General features: G+C 41.2%; 24 protein-coding genes. 20 read left to right on the top strand and 4 right to left on the bottom strand.

The genetic code is table 11. The features are described from left to right. The first annotated feature begins 101 nt into the window (after positions 1–101). A complete protein-coding gene (locus ACFWMP_RS09500; RefSeq protein ID WP_379423253.1) occupies positions 102–1,310 on the top strand; it encodes an MFS transporter in 1,209 nt (402 codons plus the stop codon). A gap of 122 nt (positions 1,311–1,432) precedes the next feature. Here the strand turns inward: ACFWMP_RS09500 and ACFWMP_RS09495 are convergent, their stop codons facing one another. Then, positions 1,433–1,840 (bottom strand): hypothetical protein, encoded by a 408-nt coding sequence (locus ACFWMP_RS09495; RefSeq protein ID WP_379423251.1) that lies wholly within the window; start codon positions 1,838–1,840, stop codon positions 1,433–1,435. Positions 1,841–2,385: 545 nt separating this feature from the next. On the opposite strand from ACFWMP_RS09495, the gene deoC reads away from it, so the two are divergent. The 3 genes from deoC (at position 2,386) to ACFWMP_RS09480 (ending at position 5,220) form a co-directional block, all read left to right on the top strand. Further along, the gene (gene deoC / locus ACFWMP_RS09490; protein WP_076283948.1) at positions 2,386–3,051 is read left to right on the top strand and encodes a deoxyribose-phosphate aldolase; all 666 of its coding nucleotides are present in this window, start codon (positions 2,386–2,388) and stop codon (positions 3,049–3,051) included. A 55-nt stretch (positions 3,052–3,106) separates the two neighbouring features. Then, positions 3,107–3,883 carry a DeoR/GlpR family DNA-binding transcription regulator gene (locus ACFWMP_RS09485; protein WP_042185310.1) on the top strand — a complete coding sequence of 259 codons (777 nt, stop codon included), beginning with the start codon at positions 3,107–3,109 and terminating at the stop codon, positions 3,881–3,883. A gap of 137 nt (positions 3,884–4,020) precedes the next feature. After that, positions 4,021–5,220: a CynX/NimT family MFS transporter gene (locus ACFWMP_RS09480; RefSeq protein ID WP_379423248.1), complete on the top strand. Its 1,200-nt coding sequence runs from the start codon at positions 4,021–4,023 to the stop codon at positions 5,218–5,220. Positions 5,221–5,282: 62 nt separating this feature from the next. On the opposite strand, the gene ACFWMP_RS09475 is transcribed toward ACFWMP_RS09480, so the two are convergent. Beyond that, a complete protein-coding gene (locus tag ACFWMP_RS09475; protein WP_339269113.1) occupies positions 5,283–6,977 on the bottom strand; it encodes a PucR family transcriptional regulator in 1,695 nt (564 codons plus the stop codon). A gap of 264 nt (positions 6,978–7,241) precedes the next feature. On the opposite strand from ACFWMP_RS09475, the gene ACFWMP_RS09470 reads away from it, so the two are divergent. The 7 genes from ACFWMP_RS09470 to ACFWMP_RS09440 all read left to right on the top strand — a co-directional run bounded on the left by ACFWMP_RS09470 (position 7,242) and on the right by ACFWMP_RS09440 (position 15,274). Beyond that, positions 7,242–8,108 (top strand): oxamate carbamoyltransferase subunit AllH family protein, encoded by an 867-nt coding sequence (locus tag ACFWMP_RS09470; RefSeq protein WP_339269115.1) that lies wholly within the window; start codon positions 7,242–7,244, stop codon positions 8,106–8,108. A 15-nt stretch (positions 8,109–8,123) separates the two neighbouring features. Beyond that, on the top strand, positions 8,124–9,671 hold the full coding sequence (gene fdrA, locus ACFWMP_RS09465) for an acyl-CoA synthetase FdrA (protein ID WP_379423245.1): 1,548 nt from the start codon (positions 8,124–8,126) through the stop codon (positions 9,669–9,671). 2 nt (positions 9,672–9,673) lie between these two features. Beyond that, complete coding sequence (locus tag ACFWMP_RS09460; protein WP_379423243.1) at positions 9,674–11,101, top strand: YlbE family protein; 1,428 nt, start codon at positions 9,674–9,676, stop codon at positions 11,099–11,101. Between the two features lie 84 nt (positions 11,102–11,185). Then, positions 11,186–12,346: an ankyrin repeat domain-containing protein gene (locus ACFWMP_RS09455; RefSeq protein WP_379423241.1), complete on the top strand. Its 1,161-nt coding sequence runs from the start codon at positions 11,186–11,188 to the stop codon at positions 12,344–12,346. 31 nt (positions 12,347–12,377) lie between these two features. Then, positions 12,378–13,328, top strand: coding sequence for a carbamate kinase (gene arcC, locus ACFWMP_RS09450; protein WP_339269123.1), 951 nt, complete (start codon positions 12,378–12,380; stop codon positions 13,326–13,328). A gap of 23 nt (positions 13,329–13,351) precedes the next feature. Next, positions 13,352–14,806: a cytosine permease gene (locus ACFWMP_RS09445; RefSeq protein ID WP_379423238.1), complete on the top strand. Its 1,455-nt coding sequence runs from the start codon at positions 13,352–13,354 to the stop codon at positions 14,804–14,806. A gap of 15 nt (positions 14,807–14,821) precedes the next feature. Next, positions 14,822–15,274 carry a nucleoside deaminase gene (locus ACFWMP_RS09440; protein WP_042124600.1) on the top strand — a complete coding sequence of 151 codons (453 nt, stop codon included), beginning with the start codon at positions 14,822–14,824 and terminating at the stop codon, positions 15,272–15,274. A 65-nt stretch (positions 15,275–15,339) separates the two neighbouring features. Here the strand turns inward: ACFWMP_RS09440 and ACFWMP_RS09435 are convergent, their stop codons facing one another. Then, entirely contained in the window at positions 15,340–16,212 is an 873-nt protein-coding gene (locus ACFWMP_RS09435) for an alpha/beta hydrolase (protein WP_379423236.1), read from the bottom strand. Positions 16,213–16,333: 121 nt separating this feature from the next. Here ACFWMP_RS09435 and ACFWMP_RS09430 point away from each other — a divergent pair, with 121 nt between their 5' ends. From ACFWMP_RS09430 to ACFWMP_RS09400, 7 genes are all read left to right on the top strand, one after another. Next, a complete protein-coding gene (locus ACFWMP_RS09430) occupies positions 16,334–17,575 on the top strand; it encodes a Zn-dependent hydrolase (RefSeq protein ID WP_379423234.1) in 1,242 nt (413 codons plus the stop codon). 269 nt (positions 17,576–17,844) lie between these two features. Beyond that, positions 17,845–18,822 (top strand): ring-cleaving dioxygenase, encoded by a 978-nt coding sequence (locus ACFWMP_RS09425; protein WP_042185334.1) that lies wholly within the window; start codon positions 17,845–17,847, stop codon positions 18,820–18,822. A 17-nt stretch (positions 18,823–18,839) separates the two neighbouring features. Continuing rightward, positions 18,840–19,445: a flavin reductase family protein gene (locus tag ACFWMP_RS09420; protein ID WP_379423231.1), complete on the top strand. Its 606-nt coding sequence runs from the start codon at positions 18,840–18,842 to the stop codon at positions 19,443–19,445. Between the two features lie 165 nt (positions 19,446–19,610). Next, on the top strand, positions 19,611–20,186 hold the full coding sequence (locus ACFWMP_RS09415) for a TetR/AcrR family transcriptional regulator (protein ID WP_339245446.1): 576 nt from the start codon (positions 19,611–19,613) through the stop codon (positions 20,184–20,186). A 69-nt stretch (positions 20,187–20,255) separates the two neighbouring features. Further along, on the top strand, positions 20,256–21,125 hold the full coding sequence (locus ACFWMP_RS09410; RefSeq protein ID WP_379423229.1) for an NAD(P)-dependent oxidoreductase: 870 nt from the start codon (positions 20,256–20,258) through the stop codon (positions 21,123–21,125). A gap of 69 nt (positions 21,126–21,194) precedes the next feature. Next, complete coding sequence (locus ACFWMP_RS09405) at positions 21,195–22,247, top strand: LLM class flavin-dependent oxidoreductase (RefSeq protein ID WP_076283968.1); 1,053 nt, start codon at positions 21,195–21,197, stop codon at positions 22,245–22,247. A 39-nt stretch (positions 22,248–22,286) separates the two neighbouring features. After that, entirely contained in the window at positions 22,287–23,255 is a 969-nt protein-coding gene (locus ACFWMP_RS09400; RefSeq protein WP_379423226.1) for an alpha/beta hydrolase, read from the top strand. A 155-nt stretch (positions 23,256–23,410) separates the two neighbouring features. Here the strand turns inward: ACFWMP_RS09400 and ACFWMP_RS09395 are convergent, their stop codons facing one another. Next, on the bottom strand, positions 23,411–23,950 hold the full coding sequence (locus ACFWMP_RS09395; RefSeq protein ID WP_042124617.1) for an NADPH-dependent FMN reductase: 540 nt from the start codon (positions 23,948–23,950) through the stop codon (positions 23,411–23,413). Between the two features lie 280 nt (positions 23,951–24,230). Between ACFWMP_RS09395 and ACFWMP_RS09390 the strand changes: the two genes are divergently transcribed. Further along, complete coding sequence (locus ACFWMP_RS09390; protein ID WP_379423224.1) at positions 24,231–24,683, top strand: MarR family winged helix-turn-helix transcriptional regulator; 453 nt, start codon at positions 24,231–24,233, stop codon at positions 24,681–24,683. 11 nt (positions 24,684–24,694) lie between these two features. Then, positions 24,695–25,906 (top strand): MFS transporter, encoded by a 1,212-nt coding sequence (locus ACFWMP_RS09385; protein WP_042185348.1) that lies wholly within the window; start codon positions 24,695–24,697, stop codon positions 25,904–25,906. Positions 25,907–25,919 lie beyond the last annotated feature (13 nt).

Here is a 25,919-nt window from a genome sequence, read left to right as displayed (position 1 = left end):
TTCTTTTTTTATGAAAAATAGGATTGCTCAATATAGTCTAAATGAGTATTATGAGTAGGTATGTTCTTATGAAAATAGAGATAAATAGGATGGAGAGCACGATGACAACATCACGACAGAACGCATTGATTTTCTCGTTTACTTTTATGGCGTTTATTCTGGGTACGACGGAGTATATTATCGTTGGTTTACTCTCGGAAATATCCTCGAGCCTCGGAGTAACGTTAGCGACAGCCGGGGGCTTGGTATCTGGTTTCGCGATCGCTTATGCCATTGGCACACCCATTATGATGTCTTTGTTCAGCCGTATCCCGAAACGGATTACGATTCTTGTATCGCTTGTATTGATTCTGCTGCTGAATTTGTGGAGTGCTATAACTGGAACCTACAGTATGCTGCTAGTGACTAGAATAGTTACTGCCGTACTATGTGGTTTTGTTCTTTCTGTAGCCATTACGGTAGCGAATGAAGCGGTGGACCCGGAGAAAAGAGGCAAAGCGATCGCTACAATTTTGAGCGGTTTCGCTGTTGCGAATGTATTTGGTGTACCGATCGGCACTTTTGTAGGGCAGTATTTCAACTGGCCTGCAGCATTTGTACTAAATGGGGTATTAGCCGGAATTGCCATCGCGCTAAATTATGCCTATATTCCACGCAAACTACCGAAGCCTGTACCTAGCTCACTTAAGGATCAGATCGAACTGCTCACGAATGGACGCATTATTCTCGCGTTTCTCATTCCAGTTACGGCAGTGGGAGCGGTGTTTGTGATGTACACGTACATTACACCATTGCTGGAGCAAGTGATGAATATTCCTAAGAGCTCGGTTAGTGGCGTACTGTTTGTATACGGGATTGCCACGATTGTCAGCAACTGGATTGGAGGCAAGGTTGCAACCGGAAATGCGGTAAGTAAGCTTAGATTCGTATTTCTTATCCAAGCTGTGGTCTATATCATCTTTAGTTTGACCGCATCGATCTCGATTCTAGGAATGATCGTACTAATGATGCTAGCCATAATGTCGAGTATTGTTAGCGCACCAGCCCAGCTCTATTTGATAGATTTGGCCAAGCAGTATTCACCAAGATCGAAGGACCTAGCTGCATCGTTGAATCCAGTAGCGTCTAACCTGGGAATCGCAGGAGGATCCGCAATTGGTGGAGTGGTTGCCCAGCATGGAGGATTAATCTCCCTTCCTATAGCTGCTTCCATCCTGGCGATATCAGCATGTGTGATTGCTTTGATATGTTATAAGTTGGATCAGCAAACTCAAGAAGGGGTTATTGCTCAGCATCATAACTTAACCTGAAGAGAAGTTATAGAGGTCGTCGGAAATCATCCGGCGGCCTTTTCGTATATCAACTAGTAATCTAGTAAAACAACACAAAAAATCCGTCGGAAGGAAAAATTCCATAGACGGATCGTGAGTTATTATATGCAAATCCAACCAAGGCCGGGGATTTCTTTCCAAGTGCAGTTACCAGGGCCGCTACCAGAGCCACTACCGGAACCACTACCAGGTCCCCCGCCAGATTCACTACCAGGAGTAGCTGGCATTGTGGGAAACGGCCCTTCAGCCATGGATATCATTTTTACGTCAATGACAGCACTTTTGCCATCTGCAAATAGCACACTAATTGAATCAGCATTAACTGTATTGACATAGGCTACAACCTTTTGACCATTACTTAAGGTGAAAATCCCCCATTTTCCGAGGAAAGGTTGAATATCAGTGATGGTTAGATATGCAAATATTGGGCCACCACTAGAATGCGTCTGCATTCCTGGTTGTTGGGTGCCGCTTCCAGAATATATGGGCATGGGTCCGCCTGATTGCATGCCACCTGGAGTCATTGGTTGGAATGGGGGGAAACTACGACCTGGGCACACATAGTACGGATTTCTGAAGTAAAAATATCCCACTTATTAACCTCCTTAGATACCTCTAATTAACAGATACCTAAAGTCTATGCTCCTGCCTATGTATTGGTGTATGACACGAATAAGGGCTTCAACTTTACTATAATTGACTATATTCATAATTGTGTTATAATTCAAACATATGTTATTAATATAACAATATATATTGGTAATGTAACAAATGAAATATCCTGGAGTTATTAGAAGGAGGAGTGTGATTCAGAACAGTAGTTGTTCCTGTGAGTTATTGGGGGAAAACCTGATTTGTAGCGGAAGCAGAGGAATTGCAACTTATACCGATACATATTAGGAGCACTTATTAGTTGCAGTTGCACGCACCCAGAGCTCGGTTCTTCACCTTCAATGGCTATGGAAAAACTAGTTACATGTAGTGCAATAACAATTGTTAGAATATTAACATTTCAAATGTTTTATAATTAATTATTAAGGGAGAAGTGAACAGAATGGACGTTAAAGATATATTAGGAAAAGTAGATCATACCCTCCTTGATGTTACTGCTACATGGGATGATATAAAGAATTTATGTGATGATGCGATGAAATACCAGACGGCCAGTGTTTGCATCCCAAGTGCTTATGTTAGAGAAGCTGCAAATTATGTAGAGGGCAAAATAGCAATATGTACAGTTATCGGATTTCCGAATGGTTATAGTACACAAGCCGTTAAAGTATTTGAAGCAACAGATGCAATTACAAATGGAGCATCGGAAATTGATATGGTAATCAATGTGGGCTTCTTAAAAAGTGGACGTTATGAGGAAGTTTGCGACGAAATACGTGCCATTAAAAATGCATGTGGAAGTAGAGTATTAAAGGTTATTGTTGAAACCTGTTTGCTCACCCAAGAGGAAAAAGTGAAAGTATGTGAGCTTGTTACAAAAGCTGGTGCTGATTATATCAAAACATCCACTGGATTTTCAAAAGCTGGAGCAACTAAAGAGGATGTCAGCCTGTTTGCACAGAACATAGGTCAGAATGTGAAGATTAAAGCAGCTGGAGGCATTCGCTCTTTGGATGATGCTAAAGCATTTATCGATTTGGGCGCAGACCGTTTAGGAACTAGTGCCATAGTTAAAATTGTAAAAGGGCAGGAAGTATTGGGGTATTAGATATGGTATAATTCTGATAATTATACTTTATTATTAGTAGTTAGGATGAACCGGTATGGATAAGCAAGAGAGAGTAAATACAATTGTATCAATCCTAAAAAATAAAAGTGGCGCATCCATCAAAGAACTTTCACATCAACTTGATGTCACAGAAATGACTGTTCGCCGAGATATTAAATATCTAAAAGAAAATAAAATCGTTCAAGTTGTTTCAGGTGCGGTTATTTATAATGGTTCTGACCCAAATGAGAATAAACAAGATGAATATGATTTGACAACTCAAAAAAATAATCGAGCATCAGAAAAATATAATATAGGTAAGTTAGCAGCTTCACTAATCGAGCCTAACGATATTATTTTTATTGATATTGGGACAACAACCGCTCAAATCATCGAACATATTCCGTCAAATCATTCTGTAGAAATTGTTTGCTGCACTATGAACGCATTAATTGAGATTCATAAAAAAGGATTTAAGGATTTTATTCTTATTGGTGGTCATTACCGTCCAGAACTTCAAATGTTTGAAAGCAGAGAAGGGTTGGATTTAATAAGTAGAACACGAACAACAAAAGCATTTATTTCTGCTGCTGGAGTTAATGCTAAATTAGGCATTACTTGCACGAACAGTTGTGAAGTGGACACAAAGAATGCGGCAATTAATTGTGCCCTTGAGAAAATTTTAGTGATTGATTCCTCTAAGTTTGATATGGTTAAATCCACTTACTTTGCTTCGTTAAATGATTTTGATGCGATTGTAACCGATAGAGGTTTATCAGAAGAGTGGATTGAGAAAATCAAACAATTAAATATTTCTCTTTATCTAGCTTAGAAATTCAGCGCGTGCCGGTACTCAATCGGTGCGCGCTGTTTGTTTTTATACTTTTAAACTACTTTCTTATATGTTATAACTAATGCTACATTCTGAAGATCATTTGGCATTTGATTAGTTGAGGGGAGATTTAGTTTTTGCATTCACCACAGACACAAGACAACAAGAATTCGTTATATATCATTTTACTCATTTCGGGGATTGTTCTGGTAGCCTTTAATTTACGCCCTGCGATTACATCGGTAGGTCCATTAGTGGGCATTATTCAAGAAGATGTGGGGCTTGCACACTGGAGTGCAGGTTTATTAATGAGTATACCTTTGATTTCCTTCGCTGTTATGTCGTCTCTCGTTCCTAGAATCGCTGCTCGTTTATCCAACGAGAAGACGCTATTGTTAGGTTTGGTTATTCTTTTGGTCGGAATTTGCATTCGTTCCATTTCAATGACACTCTTTATTTTCGTTGGTACGCTATTGATTGGAGTAGGGATAGCCATCGGAAATGTTCTATTGCCGGTAGTTGTGAAGGAGAAATTCCCACAAAAGTTCGGTCTAATGACAAGTATCTATTCCACTTCAATGGGATTGTTCGCATCGTTAGCATCAGGTATTAGTATTCCTCTAGCCCATGGTCTAAAGCTTGGGTGGGACGGAGCCTTAATCGTATGGGGAATTCCGACAATCATAGCGATCGTGGTATGGGTCCTTCTAATTAGATTAAATCCAGCCAAAGATAATGCAGTAAAAAGTGTAAGGATCAGTGCTAAGCAAATCTGGCGTTCACCACTCGCTTGGAAAATAGCGCTATTCATGGGATTTCAGTCTTCATTATTTTATATAACGATGTCTTGGTTGCCTGAAATCTTATATAACTATGGCATAAGTAGGGGTACAGCAGGCTGGTTATTATCCTTCACACAAATTGTTGGCGTACCTGTTAGTTTTCTTGTTCCTATTCTTGCAGGACGACTACGCTCTCAAGTATGGATTGCATTCGCATTAGGCATGTGCTCCATTGTTGGTTATGGTGGCCTATGGATGGGCTCATCTTACCCCATAATGATCCTAAGTATTATCTTAATTGGTATCGCTTTGGGAGGGAATTTCCCATTGGCGCTAAGTTATATCGGAATTCGTGCCCGAAACGGAAATCAAGCTGCAGAATTATCTGGAATGGCTCAATCCACGGGATATATGCTTGCAGCCATAGGACCTATATTGATCGGTTATTTATACGATATGACCCAAGTGTGGACGATTCCACTGATCACACTGATCGTTATCTCTGGAGTAGTTACAACGTTTGGAATGTTGTCTGGCCGAGATAAGTATGTATAAAAAGACTCCCCATGTAGTAGACAGGTGTAATAATGAACCCTGCTGCTGTATGGGGAGTTTTTTTAAATCGTTTTATTTAAAATACTAAATATCTTTAGCGCTATTTGAATTCGTAGTAATTCTTCTGAATGCTTTAAGTCCAGATTTAGGATTTCCTTTATTTTCTCAATGCGATAGATAAGTGTGTTTCTGTGTAAAAACATAGCCTTTGAAGTTTCGGTGACATTCAGATTGTTAATAAAGTAATTTTCTAAAGTTAACATGTAGCTTGTACCATGTAATTGATCATGATCATAGATTTTACCTAGACACTTCCGAAAAAATTCTTCTAAGGCAACGACCTTGATATTTGCTTCCAACAGATGGTAAACCGAATAATCTTCGAAATGTGAGACCTTGTTTTGAAGGTTTTTTTGTTGCATCAATTTAATCATTTCGTTCGCCTCAGAAAAGCTATTATGCAGCGAGCTGATTGTGCTGTATTGCTGACCAATGCCTATTAAGAGTGTTTCCTTCGTTCTTTGAACAAGGACCTCAAGCAGTTCATTTGCATATAACTTGGCATCACTAATAGAAACAGGAGGTCTTTCTTCATTTTGCCCTACTAGAATGATGACTCTATTATTTCTATAAAAGCACTTTATTTCTCCAATCGCTTTATGTGACAAGTCATAAATGATGTCCACACATTTTTTTGCAATGGACTCCATTTTATACTTTCCGATAATCATATCTTCAAACTTGTCTGCTTCATTCATTTCAATATTTATCACCATACTGTAATACATATAGCCCGGATTTAATCCATGTAAATAACATAAGGTTTGCAGCGCTTCATGGGATGATATTTTCCCCGAAAGTAAATCATCAATGGAGTCCTGCTTAATTCTTATTTCAAGTTCGCTAATTTCCTTTGCTTTGATCAGCTCGAGTGCCATGATGGTGGAGGCTTGCTGCAAAATAATGTAATCAAATTCTGATAGCTCTTGCACTGTCTGCCAAATCACAATATAGCCATAAATATAGTTAGAAGCAGCGACAGGAATCACTCGACATTTTATTTCTGCACCTTCTGAATGATAGGTCCTCTTAATAGACTTTTTCATTTCATTTAGATTGGTAGGAATAGTATCGATGAACGCTTTATTAAAAACAGGCTGTCGATTTGAAAAATCAAGATAATACTCAAGAGGACTGTTGTTCTTCGCATGTTCAGTGTGATGCAATAATCGCCAATCCTTGTCTACGACAATAATAGGATTACTAATCGTTTCGGATAACATGGAAGTTATTTTGGCAATACCACCGCCTTCGAGGGTGATTTTGAAGAACAAGTTATGTATATCTAAAGTCTTTCTATTGAGCAAATCATATCTTCCGGAAACCTTCTCATTAATGATCGAGATCATGTTAGAGAGTGTGTATTCAAAGGGCAGTTCTAAAAGGGGCAACCCATACTTATTGGCTTCATCAATCATGTTCTGAGGAAGCTTGTCAAAGTACCGTTTCATTTTTACAACCAATCCTGAACAGTTCAGCTCCGCAAGTTCCTTAATAATTCGATTTTGTAGTTCTGCATTATTTTTAAAGATATAGCCTGTTGATAAGAGTAGTTCGTTAGGTGAAAGCCAGTCAAAGGCGTCAGGATTCTCAATAATGTTAACGATGGATATGGATTTATCAATGCCTTGTTCTCCAGCAACAATTTTTATTCCCTCTATAGCCTTGATCTTCATTAAGTCTTTAACAGTTAGCAATTTTTGGCACGCTCCTCAGACACACTTTTAACACATTCGCTTGTATAACATGCACAAATAGGATGCACTCTTTTTGGTTCGCTTAAACGATGACGATCCCTACCAGTATATTATATATTAAGTGCGTAAGGTAGTTACGCTCGTCGTTACCTTTGTACGATGTAACCAAATTATATTATTCAATGCATTCATCCATCTGTTGAAGTGAAAAGGAGGTCAATCACCTTTTTGAAAATATAAGGAATTAAAACAGAGGTGACTCTAGTGAGATTTGCGAAATCCGGTGATGGAGATTTTATTCAACGAATCATTCATCATAAGTTTCATGGTTTTGTTCATAGCACGTTTAATCGCACAATCAATATTCAATGTTTGGATCGTGGAGATTTGTATACTATTGCGTGTAAGGGAATCGATAATGCTCCTAATACACTTATTATTGACTTAGAACACTTTGAAGAAGCAGATATCAGGGTGAATGACATTGTAAGTTCAGATCATTCCGTTTTATCAATTGCTAATAAGATGTCTATCACAATGAATGGTGTTAAGAGATGGAATTGTAAACTGCCTAAATATCCTTCAGAAGCTGATGTCTTAATAATGAATGTATCCACCATGAAGCAATATATCAAACTTCACGGAAATAACAGCAGAATTGAAAGGGCTTTCAAGAGCGGCAATCCTTTTGACGATGAAATGTCTAGAATGCTTCATGAACGGACGCAGTTACTTGTATCGGAATTGCAAAACAAGCGAATCTCTACTGCAATCACACATGCAACTTCGCTCATAGGCCTTGGACCAGGCTTAACGCCAGCCGGTGATGATTTCTTGGTGGGATTGTTTACCGTCATGGGCATCGAGAATCATCAATACTTTTCACACCAATCGTTTTGTGAAGAAGTCGTCTTACATGCGAAGGCTTTAACCAATGATATCAGCTATATGGCATTAGCTAAAGCAGCAGGTGGCCAGGTAAGAGAGTCTATAAGTGACTTAATGGAAGCTTTATTTAGAGGTAGCGAAGAGGAATTGCTATTGGCTTTAGATAGGGTACTGGCTATAGGGTCCACTTCGGGTACTGATATAGCTCTAGGAATTGTTGCAGGGCTGGAAATGAACATGTAAATGGGAGGTAAAAGTATGACTGTTCAAGTTTTAGTAAAACCAAACACGTATATCGATTCCGTATCTTTGATGTCACTCTCAACAAAAGCGAATCAGATCGAAATCGTAGAACAAGCCATTATTGCAATGGGTACTGAAATGAATAAAGAGATCATTAGAAATGTGGGCTTGATGACACCTGAAGTAGAAAGTGCCAAAACAAGTGATTTAGTGATTATTGTGAAGGCTGCCTCTGAAGAACTATGTGAGGGTGCTTTCGATAGCATCAATGATTTGTTAACGAAAAAGAAAGATTCCTCTAAAGGAAAGAGTGAGGTTAAATACTCAACCATTACCTCAGCTGTAAACGGTACTCCTGAAGCTAACTTAGCGATTATTGCCGTAAATGGGAGCTACGCTCCTAGAGAAGCAAGAAAAGCTCTTGAAAATAATCTTCACGTCATGCTGTTTAGCGACAATGTAAGTATTGAAGATGAAATTGAATTAAAGACTTTAGCCCAAGAAAAAGGCTTGCTAATGATGGGGCCAGACTGTGGAACTGCGATTATTGGTAATGTCGCTTTGTGCTTTGCGAATGCCGTGAGAAAAGGCAATATAGGGATCGTTGGCGCATCAGGAACAGGTAGCCAAGAGGTAACGGTTCGTATTCATGAATTTGGCGGTGGAATCACACAGTTGATAGGTACAGGCGGTAGAGATCTAAGTGAAGAGGTTGGCGGCATTATGATGCTGGCCGGAATTAAAGCGTTAGAAGAGGACGATGCAACAAAGGTTATTGTTCTCGTATCTAAACCACCAGCACCAAGTGTAGAAGAGAAAGTACTTGCACAAATTAAACAATGTAAGAAACCAGTCGTGGTTTGGTTTGTGGGTGGGAATGAAGAAAAGGTTACCCAAGCTGGCGGTCATTTTGCAAAAATGTCAAAAGAAGCGGCACTTAAAGCGGTACTTTTAGCTGGAGCAGACGAATCGAAGCTTAACAAACGTGCGTTAAATCTTCCGCTTATTGAAGAAGTGCGTGCGAAGTTAAATCCTCAGCAAAAATATATCCGTGGACTATTCAGTGGCGGTACGCTCTGTGATGAAGCGATGCACATTGCTATGGAGAAATTCGATAATGTCTACAGTAACATTCAGAGAGATCCTGAATATCGCTTAAAAGATGTTAGAGTAAGCCAAGATCATACCTTTATTGACTTCGGAGACGACCAATTTACACAAGGTAAACCACATCCAATGATAGATCCATCCACTCGGATTGAAAGATTTATTCAAGAAGCAAAAGATCCTTCTGTCGGTGTTATTGTGATGGACTTTGTTCTAGGCTTCGGAGCGCACGAAGATCCTGTGGGCGCAATGCTTCCAGCGATTATCGAAGCGAAGCAAGCCGCTGAAGATGAAGGAAGACATCTAGAGATTATTGGATACATTCTTGGAACCGAGCTAGATAGTCAAAATATTGAAGGTCAAATTAATAAATTGTTAGCTTCTGGTGCTACACATGCAAGCAGCAGTCAGAACGCAGGTCTACTAGCAAGAGAATTCGTTGTGAAAGGAGAATAGTCATGAGTAAAATCAATGAACTTTTTACGAATAAACTAAATGTCATAAATGTAGGCATTGCGAACTTTAGAGATGATTTGTTAAAACAAAACGCGAATGTAACTCACTTGGAGTGGACGCCGCCAGGCAGAGGGAATCCAGAATTAATTGCTGCGCTGGATAAGCTTGAAGACCCAAGTATTACAGATAAGATTGAAGCTGCTAACAAAGAGGCTGTTGAGCGAATTATTAACTCGCAACCGGTACTGATTGGCTTTGACCAAGCGATCAATGTGGTTCCTGGTATGACGAAAAATACGATTTTACATGCTGGCCCGCCAATCACTTGGGAACGAATGAATGGTCCGATGAAAGGTGCGGTAACAGGAGCCATTGTATTTGAAGGACTTGCCCCAAATATTGACGAAGCAGCTGCACTAGCCGCGTCAGGAGAGATTATTTTCTCGCCATGTCATGAACATAACTGTGTTGGTTCCATGGCTGGTGTAACATCGGCTTCCATGTTTATGCATATTGTTGAGAATAAAACTTATGGAAATATTGCCTATACAAATTTAAGTGAACAAATGTCCAAAATCCTTCGTATGGGTGCCAATGACGAGAGTGTTATCCAGCGTTTGATTTGGATGCGAGATGTATTGGGTCCTATTTTAAGAGATGCGATGAAACTTAATCCAAATGGGATTGACTTGCGCCTAATGCTCTCACAAGCCCTTCATATGGGGGACGAGTGTCATAACCGAAATGTAGCTGGAACAACCCTGCTCATTCAAGCACTAACGCCTTATATTATCCAAACCGATTTCACTGTTGAACAGAAAAAAGAAGTGTTTGAATTCGTTAGCAGCAGCGACTATTTCTCGGGTCCGACATGGATGGCGCTTTGTAAATGTGCCCTTGATGCTGCGCATGGCATTGAGAACAGTACAATTGTTACCACGATGGCTCGTAACGGAGTGGAATTCGGTATTCGTGTGAGCGGAATAGCTGGAAACGTGTGGTTTACAGGTCCTGCACAACAAGTAATTGGTCCTATGTTTGCCGGTTACAAACCGGAAGATTCTGGTCTTGATATAGGAGACAGTGCGATCACAGAGACCTATGGAATTGGCGGATTTGCTATGGCAACTGCACCCGCTATTGTTTCGCTTGTGGGGGGTACCGTTGATGATGCAATCAGCTACACCACAAAAATGGCAGAAATCACAACCACTGAAAATCCTAATGTAACGATTCCAATGCTTGACTTTATAGGGATTCCAACAGGTATTGATATTCAAAAAGTCATCCAAACAGGAATTATGCCGATTATCAATACAGCCATTGCACATAAAGATGCGGGGATTGGAATGATTGGTGCAGGTATCGTTAACCCTCCAATCGAAGCATTTGAACAAGCATTACTTGCATTAAGTGAAAATATAAAATAAGAAGAGGGCTAACTTGCTTAGCCCACCATTCTTATTTCGAACTAGACGAACATCCCGTGCTAGGTTGTGAAGGAGTGAACAATTTTGGATAGTCTATCCTTAAATATAAAACTTATTGAGGCGAGTGAACAGGGAGAGCTGGCTTCTGTTGAGAAACTATTAGGCGAAGGTGCCAATGTTGATTATAAAGATGCTGCAGGGCGAACAGCATTAATGGCGGCAACCCAAAACAATCAAATCGCGATTGCTAAAAGGTTAATAGAAGCAGGAAGTGACGTGAACACTAGAGATATTACACAACTCTCACCGTTTATTTGCTCAGCAGCAAATGGCTTTTATGAAATCCTGCGTCTCATGATTGCTGGTGGAGCTGATTTGAAGAGCGTGAATCGATTTGGAGGAACAGCGCTGTTACCATCGAGCGAAAAGGGCTATTTAAAAACAGTAGAGGTGTGTATTGATGCTGGGGTTCCAGTGAATCATGTCAACGACTTAGGCTGGTCAGCCCTACTTGAAGCAGTCATATTGGGGAATGGCGGACGACTATATTCTGACATTATTAAAGCGCTTGTTCATGCAGGAGCAGATGTGCATTTGCCTGATCGAGATGGGCTCTCATCCCTACAACGTGCCGAAGAGAACGGTCAGCATAAAGTCGTGAAGATTCTAGAACAAAGCTTCCAAGAAAATAACGAATATGTGAAGCAGGCAAAGGCTCTCGCTAACAACGATCAATATGAAGAAGCTATATCCATCATCAATAGAGCGCTAGAAGTGGATGCTGACAACCTGGATTTCATCTATTATAAAGGGTATTTCTTGCAAGAACTAAAGAGATATGAAGAGGCACTTCGATGCTATGAAAGCGCTATCTCTATTGATTCAGCTAATTTAGAGTTTTATTTCTACACAGCGAATTGTTTGAGACTGTGGAAAAAACCGGAGGAAGCTCTTCAGGAATATGATAAAGCCTGTGAGCTGGCACCTAATGAAACGTTCTATCGCTACCACAAATCCAATTATTTAAGAGAACTTGGGCGACACCAAGAAGCAGTTATCGAGATGGATAAGCTGCTAGCGCTTCAGCCGAATAGATATGACTTCTCCTTCCATAAGGCGAACAGTCTAAGATCGCTTGGTAAGCATAAAGAGGCCATTGAGGCTATCGAGAACGCAATTAAGAATGATCCAACGAATCCGTTATATCACTCACACAAAAAGCAATCTCTTGAATTACTCGGTTAGAGCATAAGAATTGCAACATAGGAGGCATCAGATGAAAGAAACTGTGATCGTTGCTATTGGCGGAAACTCATTGGTCAAGGAAAATGGCCTGGATTCGATTCATGACCAATCTGAAGCAGTAAAAGAAGTTGTCGTTAATATTGTTGATATGGTGCAAGAGGGCTACAATGTCGTCGTTACACACGGTAATGGACCACAGGTAGGATTTGGGCTAAGAAGATCTGAGATTGCACATGAAATTGCTGGCATGTCTCCTATTCCACTAGTGAATTGTGGAGCCGATACACAAGGTGGAATCGGTTATTTAATTCAACAAGCTTTAATTAATGAATTTGCAGTTAGAGGGATCCACAAGAATGTGGCTACGGTGATTACACAAGTCGAAGTAAGCTCAGAAGACCCTAATTTCAAGAATCCGACGAAACCAGTAGGATCCTTCTTTTCCAAAGAGCAAGCGGAAGAAATGAAAAGAGAACATCCGGAATGGAGCTTTGTAGAAGACTCTGGCAGAGGATACCGTAGAGTAGTTCCATCCCCAAGACCTATAGATATTGTGGAGAAAGACGCGATTAAATCATTAATCGATGGGGGCTTTGTCGTTGTCGCTGCAGGCGGTGGAGGTATCGCAGTCGTGAAGTCTGATGATAACACGTACAAAGGTGTTGATGCAGTCATCGATAAGGATTTTGCTACGAGTCTTTTAGCAGAACAGATTCATGCGGAGACCTTAATTATTACAACGGGAGTGTCTAGAGTATGCATCAACTATGGTAAGCCGAATCAAAAAGAGCTTTCCAAAATGACGGTTGATGAGACTAAACAATATGTACTAGAAAATCACTTCCCAGCAGGAAGTATGCTGCCTAAAATCGAGGCGAGTTTAAGCTTCTTAGAGAACAGCGGAACGCGAGTTATTATTACGAATCCGGAAAGCTTAAAAGATGCGATCAATGAACAGGCAGGCACTCATATCGTGAAGTAATTTAAGCGAGGGGAAGTGTAGATATGGATCAAGCAAAGTTGGAACGAAATTATGATAGGTACAAATCATACGGTTACGGTGAGGAGTTACTGCCTAAAAAGCCTGAGCAAAGAGACTGGGGAATGTCCAACTATATAACCCTTTGGATGGGTGCTGTTCATAATATTATGTCGTATATGACAGTTGCAGGCTTCTTCGTCTTAGGATTGGATACAACACAGGTGCTCTTTGCCGTTATGCTCTCGGCCATTATTGTCTCCGCATTTTATGCTTTAAACGGATATTCTGCCTCCAAATATGGGCTGCCATTCGCGATGTTGCTTCGTGATTCATTTGGGGTAAAAGGAGCAATTATACCGGCATTGATACGAGGACTTGTTGCCGGATTAGTATTCTTTGGAACCACTACCGTTGTTGGTGCAGAATCATTAAATGTTATATTTGCTAGATTTATTCCGAATTATATGGATTTAGGCGGTGGCTTCACACTATTCGGGTTAGCATTCCCGACAATGATCTCCTATGCGATTCTTTGGACAGCAACGGTTCTGTTGTTCTTAGGTGGAATGAAAACATTAGGTAAGTTCGGTAACTGGTCTTCCCCAGTAGTGTATGTGTTTATTATTGGTGCTGCTGTTTGGGCGATCAAGATTGCTGGAGGGTTTGGACCGATTTTAGAGTATGTACCAGCGAACCCAAGCTCAAGTCCATTAGTCTTTATTGCTTGCGTGAGTGCATTGGTATCTAACTGGGCGGGTCCTGTTGTGAATATGTCGGACTTCACACATCGTGCGAAATCACCAAAAGCGGCTATGATTGGATTGCCAGTAGGGTTTATCTTGTCTTATATTCTTTTTGCCATCACTTGTGTGGCTTTAATTGCGGGTACTGAAATTGCGTTTGGTGAGCCGATTTTCAATATCGTTCATGCCATTGATAAAATTGAAAACACTTTCGCTGTTGTTGTATTGATTCTAGCGCTAAACGTAGGAGCAATCGCCTTCGTAGTGTTTGCCAACTTATTGCCAGCTGGCTTGCAAATGTCATCTCTTTTCCCGAAAAAATTCACTGTAAAGACTGCAGGGGTCTTAACAGCCATTGTGGGAACTTTGATTTTGCCTTGGAAGCTTGTAGAAAGCACGACGACATTATTTTACTTCTATAGCTTTATTGGATCCATCTTTGGTCCAATTGCGGGTATTATGCTTTCAAGCTTCTTTATTCATCGGAAAAGAGTATTAAATCTTGATAATATCTATGTCCCAGCAGGCAGCAACGGTGAATATAAGAATGGTTACAATCCTGTTGCGATGGCTGTTCTAGCAGTCAGCTTCATCCTTCCTATGTCAGGTGCATTTCTTAAGGGTATCCCCTTCCTAGTTAGGATGAATGATTTTGCTTTCTTTAGTGGTTTAATTGTTTCGTTTGTTCTATACACCATCTTTAGCAAAACACTAAAATCATCCCAATTAAACTAGAGGAGGAATTGTGAAATGGATTACATGAAATTGGCGGTAGATGCAACGATCGAGGGTATGAATAAGAAATTTGGGGGCCCGTTTGGTGCAACGATTGTTCGAGGCGATGAAGTAATTGCAGCGGTTAGCAATACGATGATGAGAGATACGGATCCTTCTGCACATGCGGAAATGGTAGCTATCCGAGAAGCTTGCAAAAAGCTAGACACGATGGACTTATCGGATTGTGTAATTTATGCCACCTGTGAACCGTGTCCGATGTGTATGGGCGCTATTATTTGGTCAGGTGTTAAGGAAGTTCATTATTGCAGCACAAGAGATGATGCGAAAGAGCATGGCTTCTCTGACATTCACCTTCGCGAATATTTTGTGGGGCATGATGAGAGTGTTGTTAATATGATTAAAGTGGAAGCTAGAGAAGATTGCGATCATTTATGGACGCATTTCCACGAATTAAACAAGAAATAATTCATGCGGTCTCCTATATTTTCCGGCACTATTTTAGTGCCGGATTTTCCTGTTCTTCTACAGACCTACTCAGCAAGATGAAGCTGAAGGAAATCAATCACCTGATGAAGAGCTTTTTGCACAACAGGGTTATCGAAATCTTTTTCAAATACATGCTCTCCGTTTGGAATAGTAATAAGCTTTGCCGGTACTCCTTCTTTCACTAGCGCAGCTCTCATGAATACCGATTGTTCATACGGTACATCTACATCGTTCGTTCCGTGCAGTAACAATGTAGGGGGGAATTCCTTAGTTACATGATGAATAGGACAGAATTTGAGGAGTTCTTCCTTATGTAGAGAAGGATTCAAGCCCGTCACTTCTTCGATCCAACGACCGGATTGTCTTGCATATAAATAGAGAAGAAAACGCTCGTCAACGCTTGCGCTCGTAATGATTTGATCGGACACTGTACCTTTTGCAATCTCCATGGAGACGATATCCTTTTCACAATAGAATTTACTTGGTTCGAGTGCCCATGGAGCGCTAATATCGCCATATCCATAGAAGGAGACAATCGCACGTGGCTTATGTGTAAACATTCCTGTGCTTAGTGCAAGGAAACCACCTGCTGAGCTTCCCACTACAGCAATCCTCGAGGGGTCAATGGAGAATTGTTTTGGTCCTTCCTTTTCTAACCAAAGTAGGCTATCTTGGACATCTTCAAGGATGTCAGATAGGGTTGACCTAGGGGCTAATCTATAATCAATTGAAAATAGCGCAAAGCCATTCTTGGTGTAAAGTTGTATCATTTCCTCGGATAGATCTTCTCGATCACCCCAAAGTAGGCCGCCTCCGTGAATGTACACAATAGCAGGGGCTTGGGGACGGTTTGTTTCATGAAAATCAGCTTTAATTGTAAATGAGTCATTTTCTTTAAAAATAATGGTCTTCTTCATAGCTATCCATTACACCTCATCAAGTAAGTAATTTTTAAAGACTAGCACTACCTCTATTGTATATCATTCACGAATTTTGATGAAACCATAATCATGAATACCCAGGATTGGAGATACTGTCATGGATAGAAAGAGAAGATATCAGGCTTTATTTGATAATATTAATCAATATAACTCGGGTGAGAAGGGCATCACTAGAATTGCCTATACAAATGAAGAGCAGACATGTACGAGTGCTTTTATGCGGATGTGTAAGGCTGAAAATTTAGATATCCGGATGGATCATTGCGGGAATGTGATTGCTAGAAGGAATGGGAAGATAGAAGGGCTCCCACCCGTTGTAATGGGCTCTCACTTGGATACGGTATATCAAGGTGGGAAGTACGATGGGGTAGTAGGTGTAACGGCTGCTTTGGAAGTGATCAAACGTCTAAACGAAAAAGGGATTGAAACGGATCATCCGATCGAAATTATCTCATTTGCCTGTGAAGAATCCTCGCGTTTTGGTATTTCTACAGTAGGCAGCAAAATAATGTCAGGGTTATTTCAGAAGGAGAAATATAGATCTTTGAAGGACAAAGACGGTATTACCATGGAAAAGGCATTTTCGCTATGTGCACTGGATTATAACAGTATTGATCAGGCGAGTAGAGAGAATGAAGAATTAAAAGCGTTTTTTGAATTACATATTGAGCAAGGTCCTGTCTTAATAAACAATAATAAAAGAATTGGAATTGTGACTGGAATTGCTGCACCCGTGAGGCTTCATATTCAAATATCAGGGAAGGCATCCCACTCTGGAACGACACCTATGAATATGAGAAAAGATGCTTTTCTGGGTGCCTCAGAAATAGCACTTGAGCTTGAGAAAGCAGCCAAACTCGAACAAGAATTTGGAACGGTTGCAACGCTAGGGGTGATAGATATCTTGAATGGCGCTATGAACGTGGTTCCGGGAGAGGTAGAAATTAAAATTGATATCAGATCTACTTCAGTGGCATCCAGGCACCGTGTGTTAGACCATTTGTATCAAACAATATCCTTAGTACAAGAAAATAGACAACTTGTAATTGAGAGTACGGAAATTATTTCGGAGGAACCCGTCCTATTATCTGATGAGATCAGTCAGGTTCTAGAATCCATTTGTGAAGAGAAAGGGATATCGAGTCAACGGATGATTAGTGGGGCAGGGCATGATGCCATGAACATGAACAAACTTTGCCCAGTAGGGCTTATCTTTGTTCCTTCTGTAGATGGACTTAGTCATCATCCCAATGAATATACAGACTTGGATGATATCATTATGGGGATTGATATTTTAGAAGAAGCTGTTCTTCGTTATGCGTGTGTAAGACAAACATAGATTTTTTCACAGCCTTGTTCATTATTCTTCACATACTGAACAAGGCTGTTATCTTTTATAGTGTTTTGTTGACAACAACAAAGGAGTGTGTTAAATTTATCTTAAGTTAAAGATAATTAATGTAAAGATAATTTGTGAGATACATGTAAACGAATGTTGGAAAGATATTTTTTTTGGTGGATATCTTAACATTAAGATAATTCAATTAATCTTTCTTAAACTAGGGAATTATATTACAAAATCAAACTAAACTTTAGGAGTGTATAATCATGAGAAATTTAAAAGGGATTCACCACGTAACAGCCATCACAAGCAGCGCAGAGAAAAACTACGAGTTTTTTACTTACGTATTGGGAATGCGTCTAGTGAAGAAAACCGTCAATCAAGACGATATTCAAACGTATCACTTATTTTTTGCAGATGATAAGGGCAGTGCCGGAACGGATATGACGTTCTTTGACTTCCCTAACATTCCTAAAGGTGTTCACGGAACCAATGAGATCGCCAAGACATCCTTCCGGGTACCAACTGATGCTGCATTAGACTACTGGGTTAAACGTTTTGATCGCCTGGATGTGAAGCATACCGGAATTAAAGAGCAGTTTGGCAAAAAGACTTTATCCTTCGTAGATTTTGATGATCAACAATATCAACTTATCTCCGATGAATTTAATGAAGGGGTCGCATCAGGTACACCATGGCAAAAAGGACCGATTCCTTTAGAGTTTGCGATCACTGGTTTGGGACCGATCTTTGTACGTATAGCTGACTTCAGCTATTTTAAAGAAATGTTGGAAAGAGTCATGCTGTTTAAAGAAATCGGACAGGAAGAGGCTTATCATTTGTTTGAAGTCGGCGAAGGCGGAAACGGGGCGCAAATTATTGTTGAGCATAACGAGGACTTACCGAATTCGCGTCAAGGCTTTGGTACGGTTCACCATGCGGCTTTCCGAGTAGAAGACCGTGCGATGCTGGATGAGTGGACTAAGCATTTTGAAGACTTTGGATTCCGTACTTCAGGTTATGTGGATCGTCATTTCTTCGAGTCGCTGTATACACGTGTTGCTCCACAAATCCTGTTTGAGCTTGCGACAGATGGACCTGGATTTATGGGAGACGAGGAATACGAAACGGTTGGAGAAAAGCTTTCATTGCCACCATTCTTAGAACCTAAACGTGAGCAAATTGAGAAGTTAGTACGCCCTATTGATACCGTTAGAAGCACGATTGATTTCGTGAAAGAGTGAAGAAGGAGCTGGGGAGATTGATTTCGATTGATCCGAAGCAAAATAGTGAGCGGGAAAATTATAAGTTATTAATTGGTACTGTTATTCCTAGGCCCATTGCTTTTGTCACTACACAATCAGAAGATGGCATTTTGAACGGTGCGCCGTTTAGCTATTTTAATATCGTCTCGTCTAACCCTCCGATGGTTTCACTGTCTATTCAAAGACCAGCGGGGCGATTAAAAGATACAGCCCGTAATATCTATAACAATCATCAGTTTGTTGTGCATATTGTAGATGATGAGAATGTTGGGAAAATCAATCAAACCGCTGCCTCATTGCCAAGAGCAGAAAGTGAAATTGAACTTGCCAATCTTACACCGATCCCAAGTAAAAATATAGCTGTACCTGGTGTATTGGAAGCAAAGGTTCGAATGGAATGTAAGCTTGTACAAGCGATACCTCTAGGAGCAGAAGAACCTGGAAGTGATTTATTCATTGGCGAGATTGTTCAGTTTCATATCGATGAATCGATTTATCAGGAGGGGCGGATTGACCCTAGAGCCTTAAATGCAGTAAGTCGTTTAGCGGGAGCTAATTACGCTACGATTGGTGAGATTTTTGAAATTGAGAGACCGGAATAATAAACTAAGACCTGTTCGTAAGCGATGAAGCCTACCGAACAGGTCTTTTTGTGGGCTAATTATAGTTCATCAGCTATGCCAAGCAAACCGTAAGGTTTTCTCTCGAAGTTTATCTGGACTGATCGTTCCAGATATGTTATATTGCCATTACAGGAGGTGTTACTCATGGCAAGGACAAGAGAGTTTAACGAGGATCAAGCACTACATCAAGCGATGCTGTTGTTTTGGAAAAAGGGTTATGAGGCAACAAGCATACCGGACTTGCTGCAGGTTATGGGCATTAGCCGATCTAGTCTTTACGATACTTTTTCTGACAAGCAAACGTTGTACATTGCCGCACTGGAACATTACAAAAAGGTAAGCTTCAATAGACAGGTCATTCTTGAACAGGCGTCAAGCGTTAGAGCAGGGATTCAACAATTTTTTGAGCAACATATTACTTCAGCGTACGATACGAGCCTACCCGGCGGGTGTTTTGTAACGAATGCAGCTACAACACTAGAGTCGCGGGATGAAAAAATAAATGAATTGATAAAGACTAGTTTTTTGAATTTAGAACAGGCTTTTTGCGAGCTTTTGGAAAAAGGCCGACAATCAGGCGAACTTGATAAAACCACTGATGTCAAAGCGTGGTCTTATTTATTGCTGAATTTACATCAAAGCATAAATATTATGGCAAAAGCAGATCAAGATCAGCAACGTGCCAAAGAGATGATAAGCTTTGTAATTGCAGGAATATAAATTTTTTTTGGTTATTCTGGAACGATCGTTCCGTTATTGTAAATTATCCTTAATGCGGAGAAGAGACTTATGAAAATATCATTTATCGGGCTTGGGAAAATGGGCTTTCCAATGGCCCGAAATTTGTTGAAAGCTGGTAATGAATTAATCGTTTTTAATCGTACTCGTGAAAAAGCGCAACCCCTAATAGATCAAGGAGCGCATTATGCCGAGACACCATTGGAGGCAGCACAAAAGAGCGATATGGTCATAACCATGCTTTCTGACGATGCCGCTTTGGAGGAGATTGTTGAGGGTCCGAATGGAATTTTGAATGGATTATCAGAAAAAGGAATTCACATATCTGCCAGTACGATCAGTGTAGATCTGGCTCGGAAATTATCCGCGGCGCATGCGGAGAGAAAGCAATACTTTGTGTCTGCCACAGTGCTGGGGCGTCCGGATGCCGCTAAAGCAGCTAAATTGCGCATCATTTTGGCAGGTCCGGAACAAGCCAGACGACAGTTAATTCCTGTTTTAGAACAATTAGGTCAGGAAATATTCGAGATTGGGGATTATAGCGAAGCAGGAAATGTTGTGAAAATAGGCGTAAACTTTTTAATTGCTTCTATGCTGGAAGCTTTATCAGAAACGCAGCTGATGGTAGAAAAGTATGGCATAGAGCCAGCCCGTTTTATGGATGTGGTGAATGCTCTTTTTCAATCTCCCTTATATCAGAACTATGGGGCGATAATGACAGAGCAGCGGTTTGAACCAGCTGGTTTTAAAATGAAGCTAGGGCTGAAGGATGTTGCACTGGCTATAGAGGCAGCGCAGTCCGTCCAAGCTCCTCTACCTTTGGGCCAACTTATCCATCATCATTTATCTGAAGGAATAGCCCGTGGTTATGGTGAGATGGATTGGACCGCTTTAATCCGTTGTCTAGAGCATCCTTCTTAAAAAATAGGGTTGCCCCAAATCTCTGTTGGTTGTAGTGCAGGAGAAAAATTAAAAGAGGTGTGATAAACCATGGAAATAGGTGTTACTTCGTTCGTAGAAACAAAGCCTGATATTGAGACTGGAATTGTAATGAGTCATGCACAGCGATTACGAGAAGTAGTCGAAGAAATCGTCCTTGCGGATCGGGTGGGACTTGATGTTTTTGGTATCGGTGAGCATCATCGTGAAGATTATGCAGCTTCTTCACCAGCAATCGTGTTGTCCGCTGCTGCGTCCTTGACTAAACGGATTCGCCTGGCTAGTGCTGTGACGGTCCTTTCATCTGCTGATCCTGTACGTGTGTTTCAGGATTTTGCTATGCTTGACGGCATCTCCAATGGACGTGCCGAGATTATAGCGGGCAGGGGTTCATTCGTTGAATCCTTTCCGTTGTTTGGTTATGGCTTACATGACTATGAGGAGCTATTCAATGAAAATATCGAACTGCTTATGAAAATACGGGGTTCCGAGAAAGTAACTTGGAAGGGAGGCCATCGGCCAGCAATTCATAATTTGGGCGTATACCCGCGGCCCGTCCAAAGCTCTTTACCAATATGGATTGGCAGCGGAGGTACGCAAAGCTCTGCCGTTCGTGCAGGACTTTTGGGTCTGCCATTGATGTTGGCGATCATTGGCGGGAATCCAATGAATTTTGCTCCGCTTGTAGAGCTGTACAAGAAGGCGGCGGCCCGCGCTGGACATGATGTATCGCAGCTTCAGGTGGGATCTCATTCGATTGGATTCGTCGCAGAAGATACGGAACGGGCAGCAGATATCTTTTTTCCATCTACCCAATACGGCATGAACAAGCTCGGGAAAGAACGAGGATGGTCGTATTATGACCGTTCCAGCTATGATGCGGCCCGAAGCTTTGATGGCGCATTGTACGTTGGAGATCCAGAAACAGTTGCTCAGAAGATCATTCATCTACGGAAGCATGTAGGTATTACACGCTTTATGATGTATGTTCCACTAAGCACGATGCCACATGAGCAGGTGTTGCGGGCTATAGAACTGCTCGGAACGGAGGTTGCTCCACGAGTACGAGAGGAAATTGCCAAGTGGGAAGCTGAGAAGGAATAGGAATTATACAAGCAATCATTATTGTATTGGAGGATTTTCATGAGTATCGATAAACGTATACTACCAGAATTAAGAGAGGCATATTCACAATTTCCAGGGTTTCAATTGGAAGAGAATTTAGAGTGGAGCAGAAGTTTAGTGTCGGCTCCGTCAGTGAAGAGATCAGAGCATGTAAACACAACCAGTCGAAAAATACCGGGTGTTGCAGGGGAGATGCTGGTGAAAATATATGAACCTGCTGGGCGAAATGCTGACAAGCTTCCAGCTATGCTGTGGATTCACGGGGGCGGATACGTATTAGGACATCCTGATATGGACGACAAGTTGTGTGAACGCTTTGTTCAGACGGCGAGATGTGTTGTCGTGTCGGTTGATTATAGGCTGGCACCCGAGCACCCCTATCCAGCTGCAATCGAAGATTGTTATGCTGGCTTGGTATGGATGACGGAGGAGGCGGAATCGCTTGGCATTGATGAGAATCGGGTTGCAATTGCTGGTGCAAGCGGTGGCGGCGGGCTGACAGCAGCACTTGCGCTGATGGCACGAGATAAAGGTGGACCCTCCATTATCTTTCAGATGCCGTTGTATCCGATGCTCGACAACCGTAACATTACGCCATCAAGCCATGAGATTACGGAAGAAGGTGCAATCTGGAACCGGACGGACAACTTAACGGCTTGGAACATGTACCTGGGCGAGGAGAACGATGCCAGTAGGATATCTTCCTATGCGGTACCAACGAGAGCGGAGAATTTAGCTGGACTGCCACCAACCTATACCTGTGTAGGTCAGCTTGATCTATTCCGAGATGAGACGATCGAATATGTAACACGACTTGCGCAAGCAGGTGTAGATATCGAATTTAACCTGTATCCCGGATGTTTTCATCTTTTCGAAATATTCGTTCCAGAAGCGGAAGTGAGTCAGTGCGCCGTTCAGAGCTATATGGATGCGATGGCCCGGGCACTTCACCCCAAACACTCTCCATCCCCAAGCGAGAGCTGTTAATAATGCAAGCACAAACCATATGATCATTGCTCCTTGTTCTAGGGTGGTCATTTCATCACACACAAAAAATACACCCTTAGAATAGACCGGACAAACCATAGGTTTATCCATGTCTATTCTTAGAGGTGTATTTCATAATATTAAAGCGGGTGATCTTAACGAAGCGTCTTGAGCGCACCGCTCCAAGCCAATACTTGATCAAGCATGCCATTTACATTGGTCAGGTGAAGATCCGCTGGTTTGAACACAGAACCGTTCTCGAAATCAGTGAACAGGGACAGGGCTGGATGTACACGAACATCTGCTACAGACAGCTCTCCCAAGATCCCACGTAAATGCTCAGCTGCACGAGCCCCACCTACAGAACCATAACTCACGATACCCGCTGCTTTGTTGTTCCAAGCTTCACGCGCGTAATCGAGTGCATTTTTCAGTGATGCGGAAATACTGTGGTTGTATTCTTGAACGATAAATACGAAACCGTCTAACGTAGCAAGCTTTGTATTCCAAGCAGTTGCTTGTTCAGTAGCATCAACTTCTCCCATTAGTGGAAGTTTGAAGTCCGCGATATCTACGATCTCATAATTAGCATCTCCACGTGCATCTGCTACCTTTTTAACCCATTCCCCTACTTGTGGGCTTAAACGACCTTGACGAGTACTTCCCAGAATGATTCCGATGTTTAATTTAGACATTGTTTGTTCCTCCTCGATTTTTGTTCTACCAAATAGTTTGTCTAGAAATCCCATGAATTACACAACCTTTAAATAAATAATATTAAGCGTGTTACGCTCTAGTTGTCTTTAAGTTAAGTATCTTTAACATGAGATAATAATACCGTGTTTAGTTTACTTTGTCAAGCAACTTAATAATAGTTAGTTTATAATTTTGTCTCACCTTTACAAACTTAGTTGTCTAGAATATAATTGTTTAAGCAACTATTAAAAAGAAGATGAAATGAGAAGAGGTCTGATCATGGCGACAAAGCATAACCAATCCGAACTTACGTTAGGATTTATGATGGGAACGACCTATCGTAAATTAAGCGCGTTATTCCAAAATGGGCTAAAGGAATATGATATAACACCTGAGCAATGGTCAGTGCTTTTTCAAGTCGACAGAACGGAAGGGCTGATTCAGAAGGATATCGCGAAGCGTTCGGGTAAGGATAAACCAACTACGACGCGAATTCTGGATCACTTGGAGGGAAAAGGACTGGTCTATAAAAGAACCGGGGAGAATGATCGGCGTTCTTTTAAGGTTTATATTACGGAAAAAGGAAGAGCTCTGATTAAGGAGACCTTTCCTATTGAGGATCAAGTCACAGATGAGATTATGAACTGTATTTCCAGTGATGAATATGAGCTGCTCATGGGGTTGCTGCTAAGAATAAACAATCATATTGATCAAATAAATGATGGAGAGTAGGAACGTAAGTTATGCCAGAACAACAAGAACTACGTACGAAACTATGGACCAAGTCTTTTATTGCTTTAACGTTTAGTGCTTTATTTTTATTTATGAATTTACAGATGCTGCTATCTTCATTTCCGTCTTATGTTAAAAGTGAATTTCAAGCCGGAGATATTATGGTCAGCTTGGTTACAAGTGTATTTGCGCTAACTGCGATTGCTTCACGTTTTATGACTGCTTTTCTGATGCGGAGGGTTAGCCGCAATGTACTACTATATATTGGTTTAGCCATCGCGGCCGCCATAACCGGTCTTTATGTGGTAGCAGACTCAATCGGGTCACTATTGCTGATGCGGGTAGGCTATGGGATTGGGTTCGGGATTGCCAGCACGATTATTCCCACGATTGTTTCACAGATTATTCCTAGCAAAAAAATGGGCGAAGGGATCGGCTATTTCGGCTTATCAACCAGTCTTGCAATGTCCATTGGCCCTATGATTGGTTTGAACGTAATGAAGCAATCGGGGTTTGGAACACTGGCGATGATCGGAACATTCACCTTGCTTCTTGCCTTTCCAGTCTTATTGTTCTCACGTTCACTTCCAGCTGTACCGAAAAAACAGCCTATTGAGCGATCCATTGCACCATCCAAACCACTCAAGGTTCCTTTTAATACAAAGTTAGTATTGCCTGCAATACTGAATGTCTTACTCGCGATCACTTATGGTGGATTGCTTAGCTTTATCGCTTTGTTCGGCGAATCGGTGCATTTAGAGCAAGTGGGTTTGTTCTTCTTATTTAACGCGATTACGATCATCATTATTAGACCTATTTCCGGCAGATTATTTGATAAAAGAGGTCCGGCTGCTGTTCTGATTCCCGCAGCGGTTTGTGTCGTCGCGAGCTTAACAGTGCTCTCGTATACAACATCCATGCCAATGCTCATTATATCCGCATTGCTCTATGGACTCGGCTTTGGAGCTATCCAGCCTACTATACAGGCTTGGATGCTTCGGACATCTACACCTGCACAGTATGGTATGGCGAACAGTATGTTTTATAACTCAACAGATTTAGGGGTAGCCAGTGGGGCCATTATTCTTGGGGCAATCTCGGCGGCATCCGATTATGGGATGATGTATCGTTATTCTGCTGGGTTCATGGTGCTGTTTCTAATTATTTATATTGGGATTCAGATTACTAAGGCCAGAAATAACCCTTCAGCTTTAAGCCAATAAGGGATGATTTCAG

Source organism: Paenibacillus sp. NPDC058367, from assembly GCF_042723305.1.
Classification (GTDB): Bacteria; Bacillota; Bacilli; order Paenibacillales; family Paenibacillaceae; genus Paenibacillus_AQ.
The sequence above is the reverse complement of the archived record's forward strand: the minus strand, read 5'-3'. Positions and strand labels throughout refer to the sequence as shown.

Bases quoted from the DNA above. Each gene is read 5' to 3' on its own strand.
- ACFWMP_RS09500 (WP_379423253.1), top strand. From the start codon at position 102: ATGACAACATCACGACAGAACGCATTGATTTTCTCGTTTACTTTTATG.
- ACFWMP_RS09495 (WP_379423251.1), bottom strand. From the start codon at position 1,840: ATGCAATCAGGCGGACCCATGCCCATATATTCTGGAAGCGGCACCCAA.
- deoC (WP_076283948.1), top strand. From the start codon at position 2,386: ATGGACGTTAAAGATATATTAGGAAAAGTAGATCATACCCTCCTTGAT.
- ACFWMP_RS09485 (WP_042185310.1), top strand. From the start codon at position 3,107: ATGGATAAGCAAGAGAGAGTAAATACAATTGTATCAATCCTAAAAAAT.
- fdrA (WP_379423245.1), top strand. From the start codon at position 8,124: ATGACTGTTCAAGTTTTAGTAAAACCAAACACGTATATCGATTCCGTA.
- ACFWMP_RS09460 (WP_379423243.1), top strand. From the start codon at position 9,674: ATGAGTAAAATCAATGAACTTTTTACGAATAAACTAAATGTCATAAAT.
- arcC (WP_339269123.1), top strand. From the start codon at position 12,378: ATGAAAGAAACTGTGATCGTTGCTATTGGCGGAAACTCATTGGTCAAG.
- ACFWMP_RS09445 (WP_379423238.1), top strand. From the start codon at position 13,352: ATGGATCAAGCAAAGTTGGAACGAAATTATGATAGGTACAAATCATAC.
- ACFWMP_RS09440 (WP_042124600.1), top strand. From the start codon at position 14,822: ATGGATTACATGAAATTGGCGGTAGATGCAACGATCGAGGGTATGAAT.
- ACFWMP_RS09435 (WP_379423236.1), bottom strand. From the start codon at position 16,212: ATGAAGAAGACCATTATTTTTAAAGAAAATGACTCATTTACAATTAAA.
- ACFWMP_RS09430 (WP_379423234.1), top strand. From the start codon at position 16,334: ATGGATAGAAAGAGAAGATATCAGGCTTTATTTGATAATATTAATCAA.
- ACFWMP_RS09425 (WP_042185334.1), top strand. From the start codon at position 17,845: ATGAGAAATTTAAAAGGGATTCACCACGTAACAGCCATCACAAGCAGC.
- ACFWMP_RS09415 (WP_339245446.1), top strand. From the start codon at position 19,611: ATGGCAAGGACAAGAGAGTTTAACGAGGATCAAGCACTACATCAAGCG.
- ACFWMP_RS09410 (WP_379423229.1), top strand. From the start codon at position 20,256: ATGAAAATATCATTTATCGGGCTTGGGAAAATGGGCTTTCCAATGGCC.
- ACFWMP_RS09405 (WP_076283968.1), top strand. From the start codon at position 21,195: ATGGAAATAGGTGTTACTTCGTTCGTAGAAACAAAGCCTGATATTGAG.
- ACFWMP_RS09400 (WP_379423226.1), top strand. From the start codon at position 22,287: ATGAGTATCGATAAACGTATACTACCAGAATTAAGAGAGGCATATTCA.
- ACFWMP_RS09395 (WP_042124617.1), bottom strand. From the start codon at position 23,950: ATGTCTAAATTAAACATCGGAATCATTCTGGGAAGTACTCGTCAAGGT.
- ACFWMP_RS09390 (WP_379423224.1), top strand. From the start codon at position 24,231: ATGGCGACAAAGCATAACCAATCCGAACTTACGTTAGGATTTATGATG.
- ACFWMP_RS09385 (WP_042185348.1), top strand. From the start codon at position 24,695: ATGCCAGAACAACAAGAACTACGTACGAAACTATGGACCAAGTCTTTT.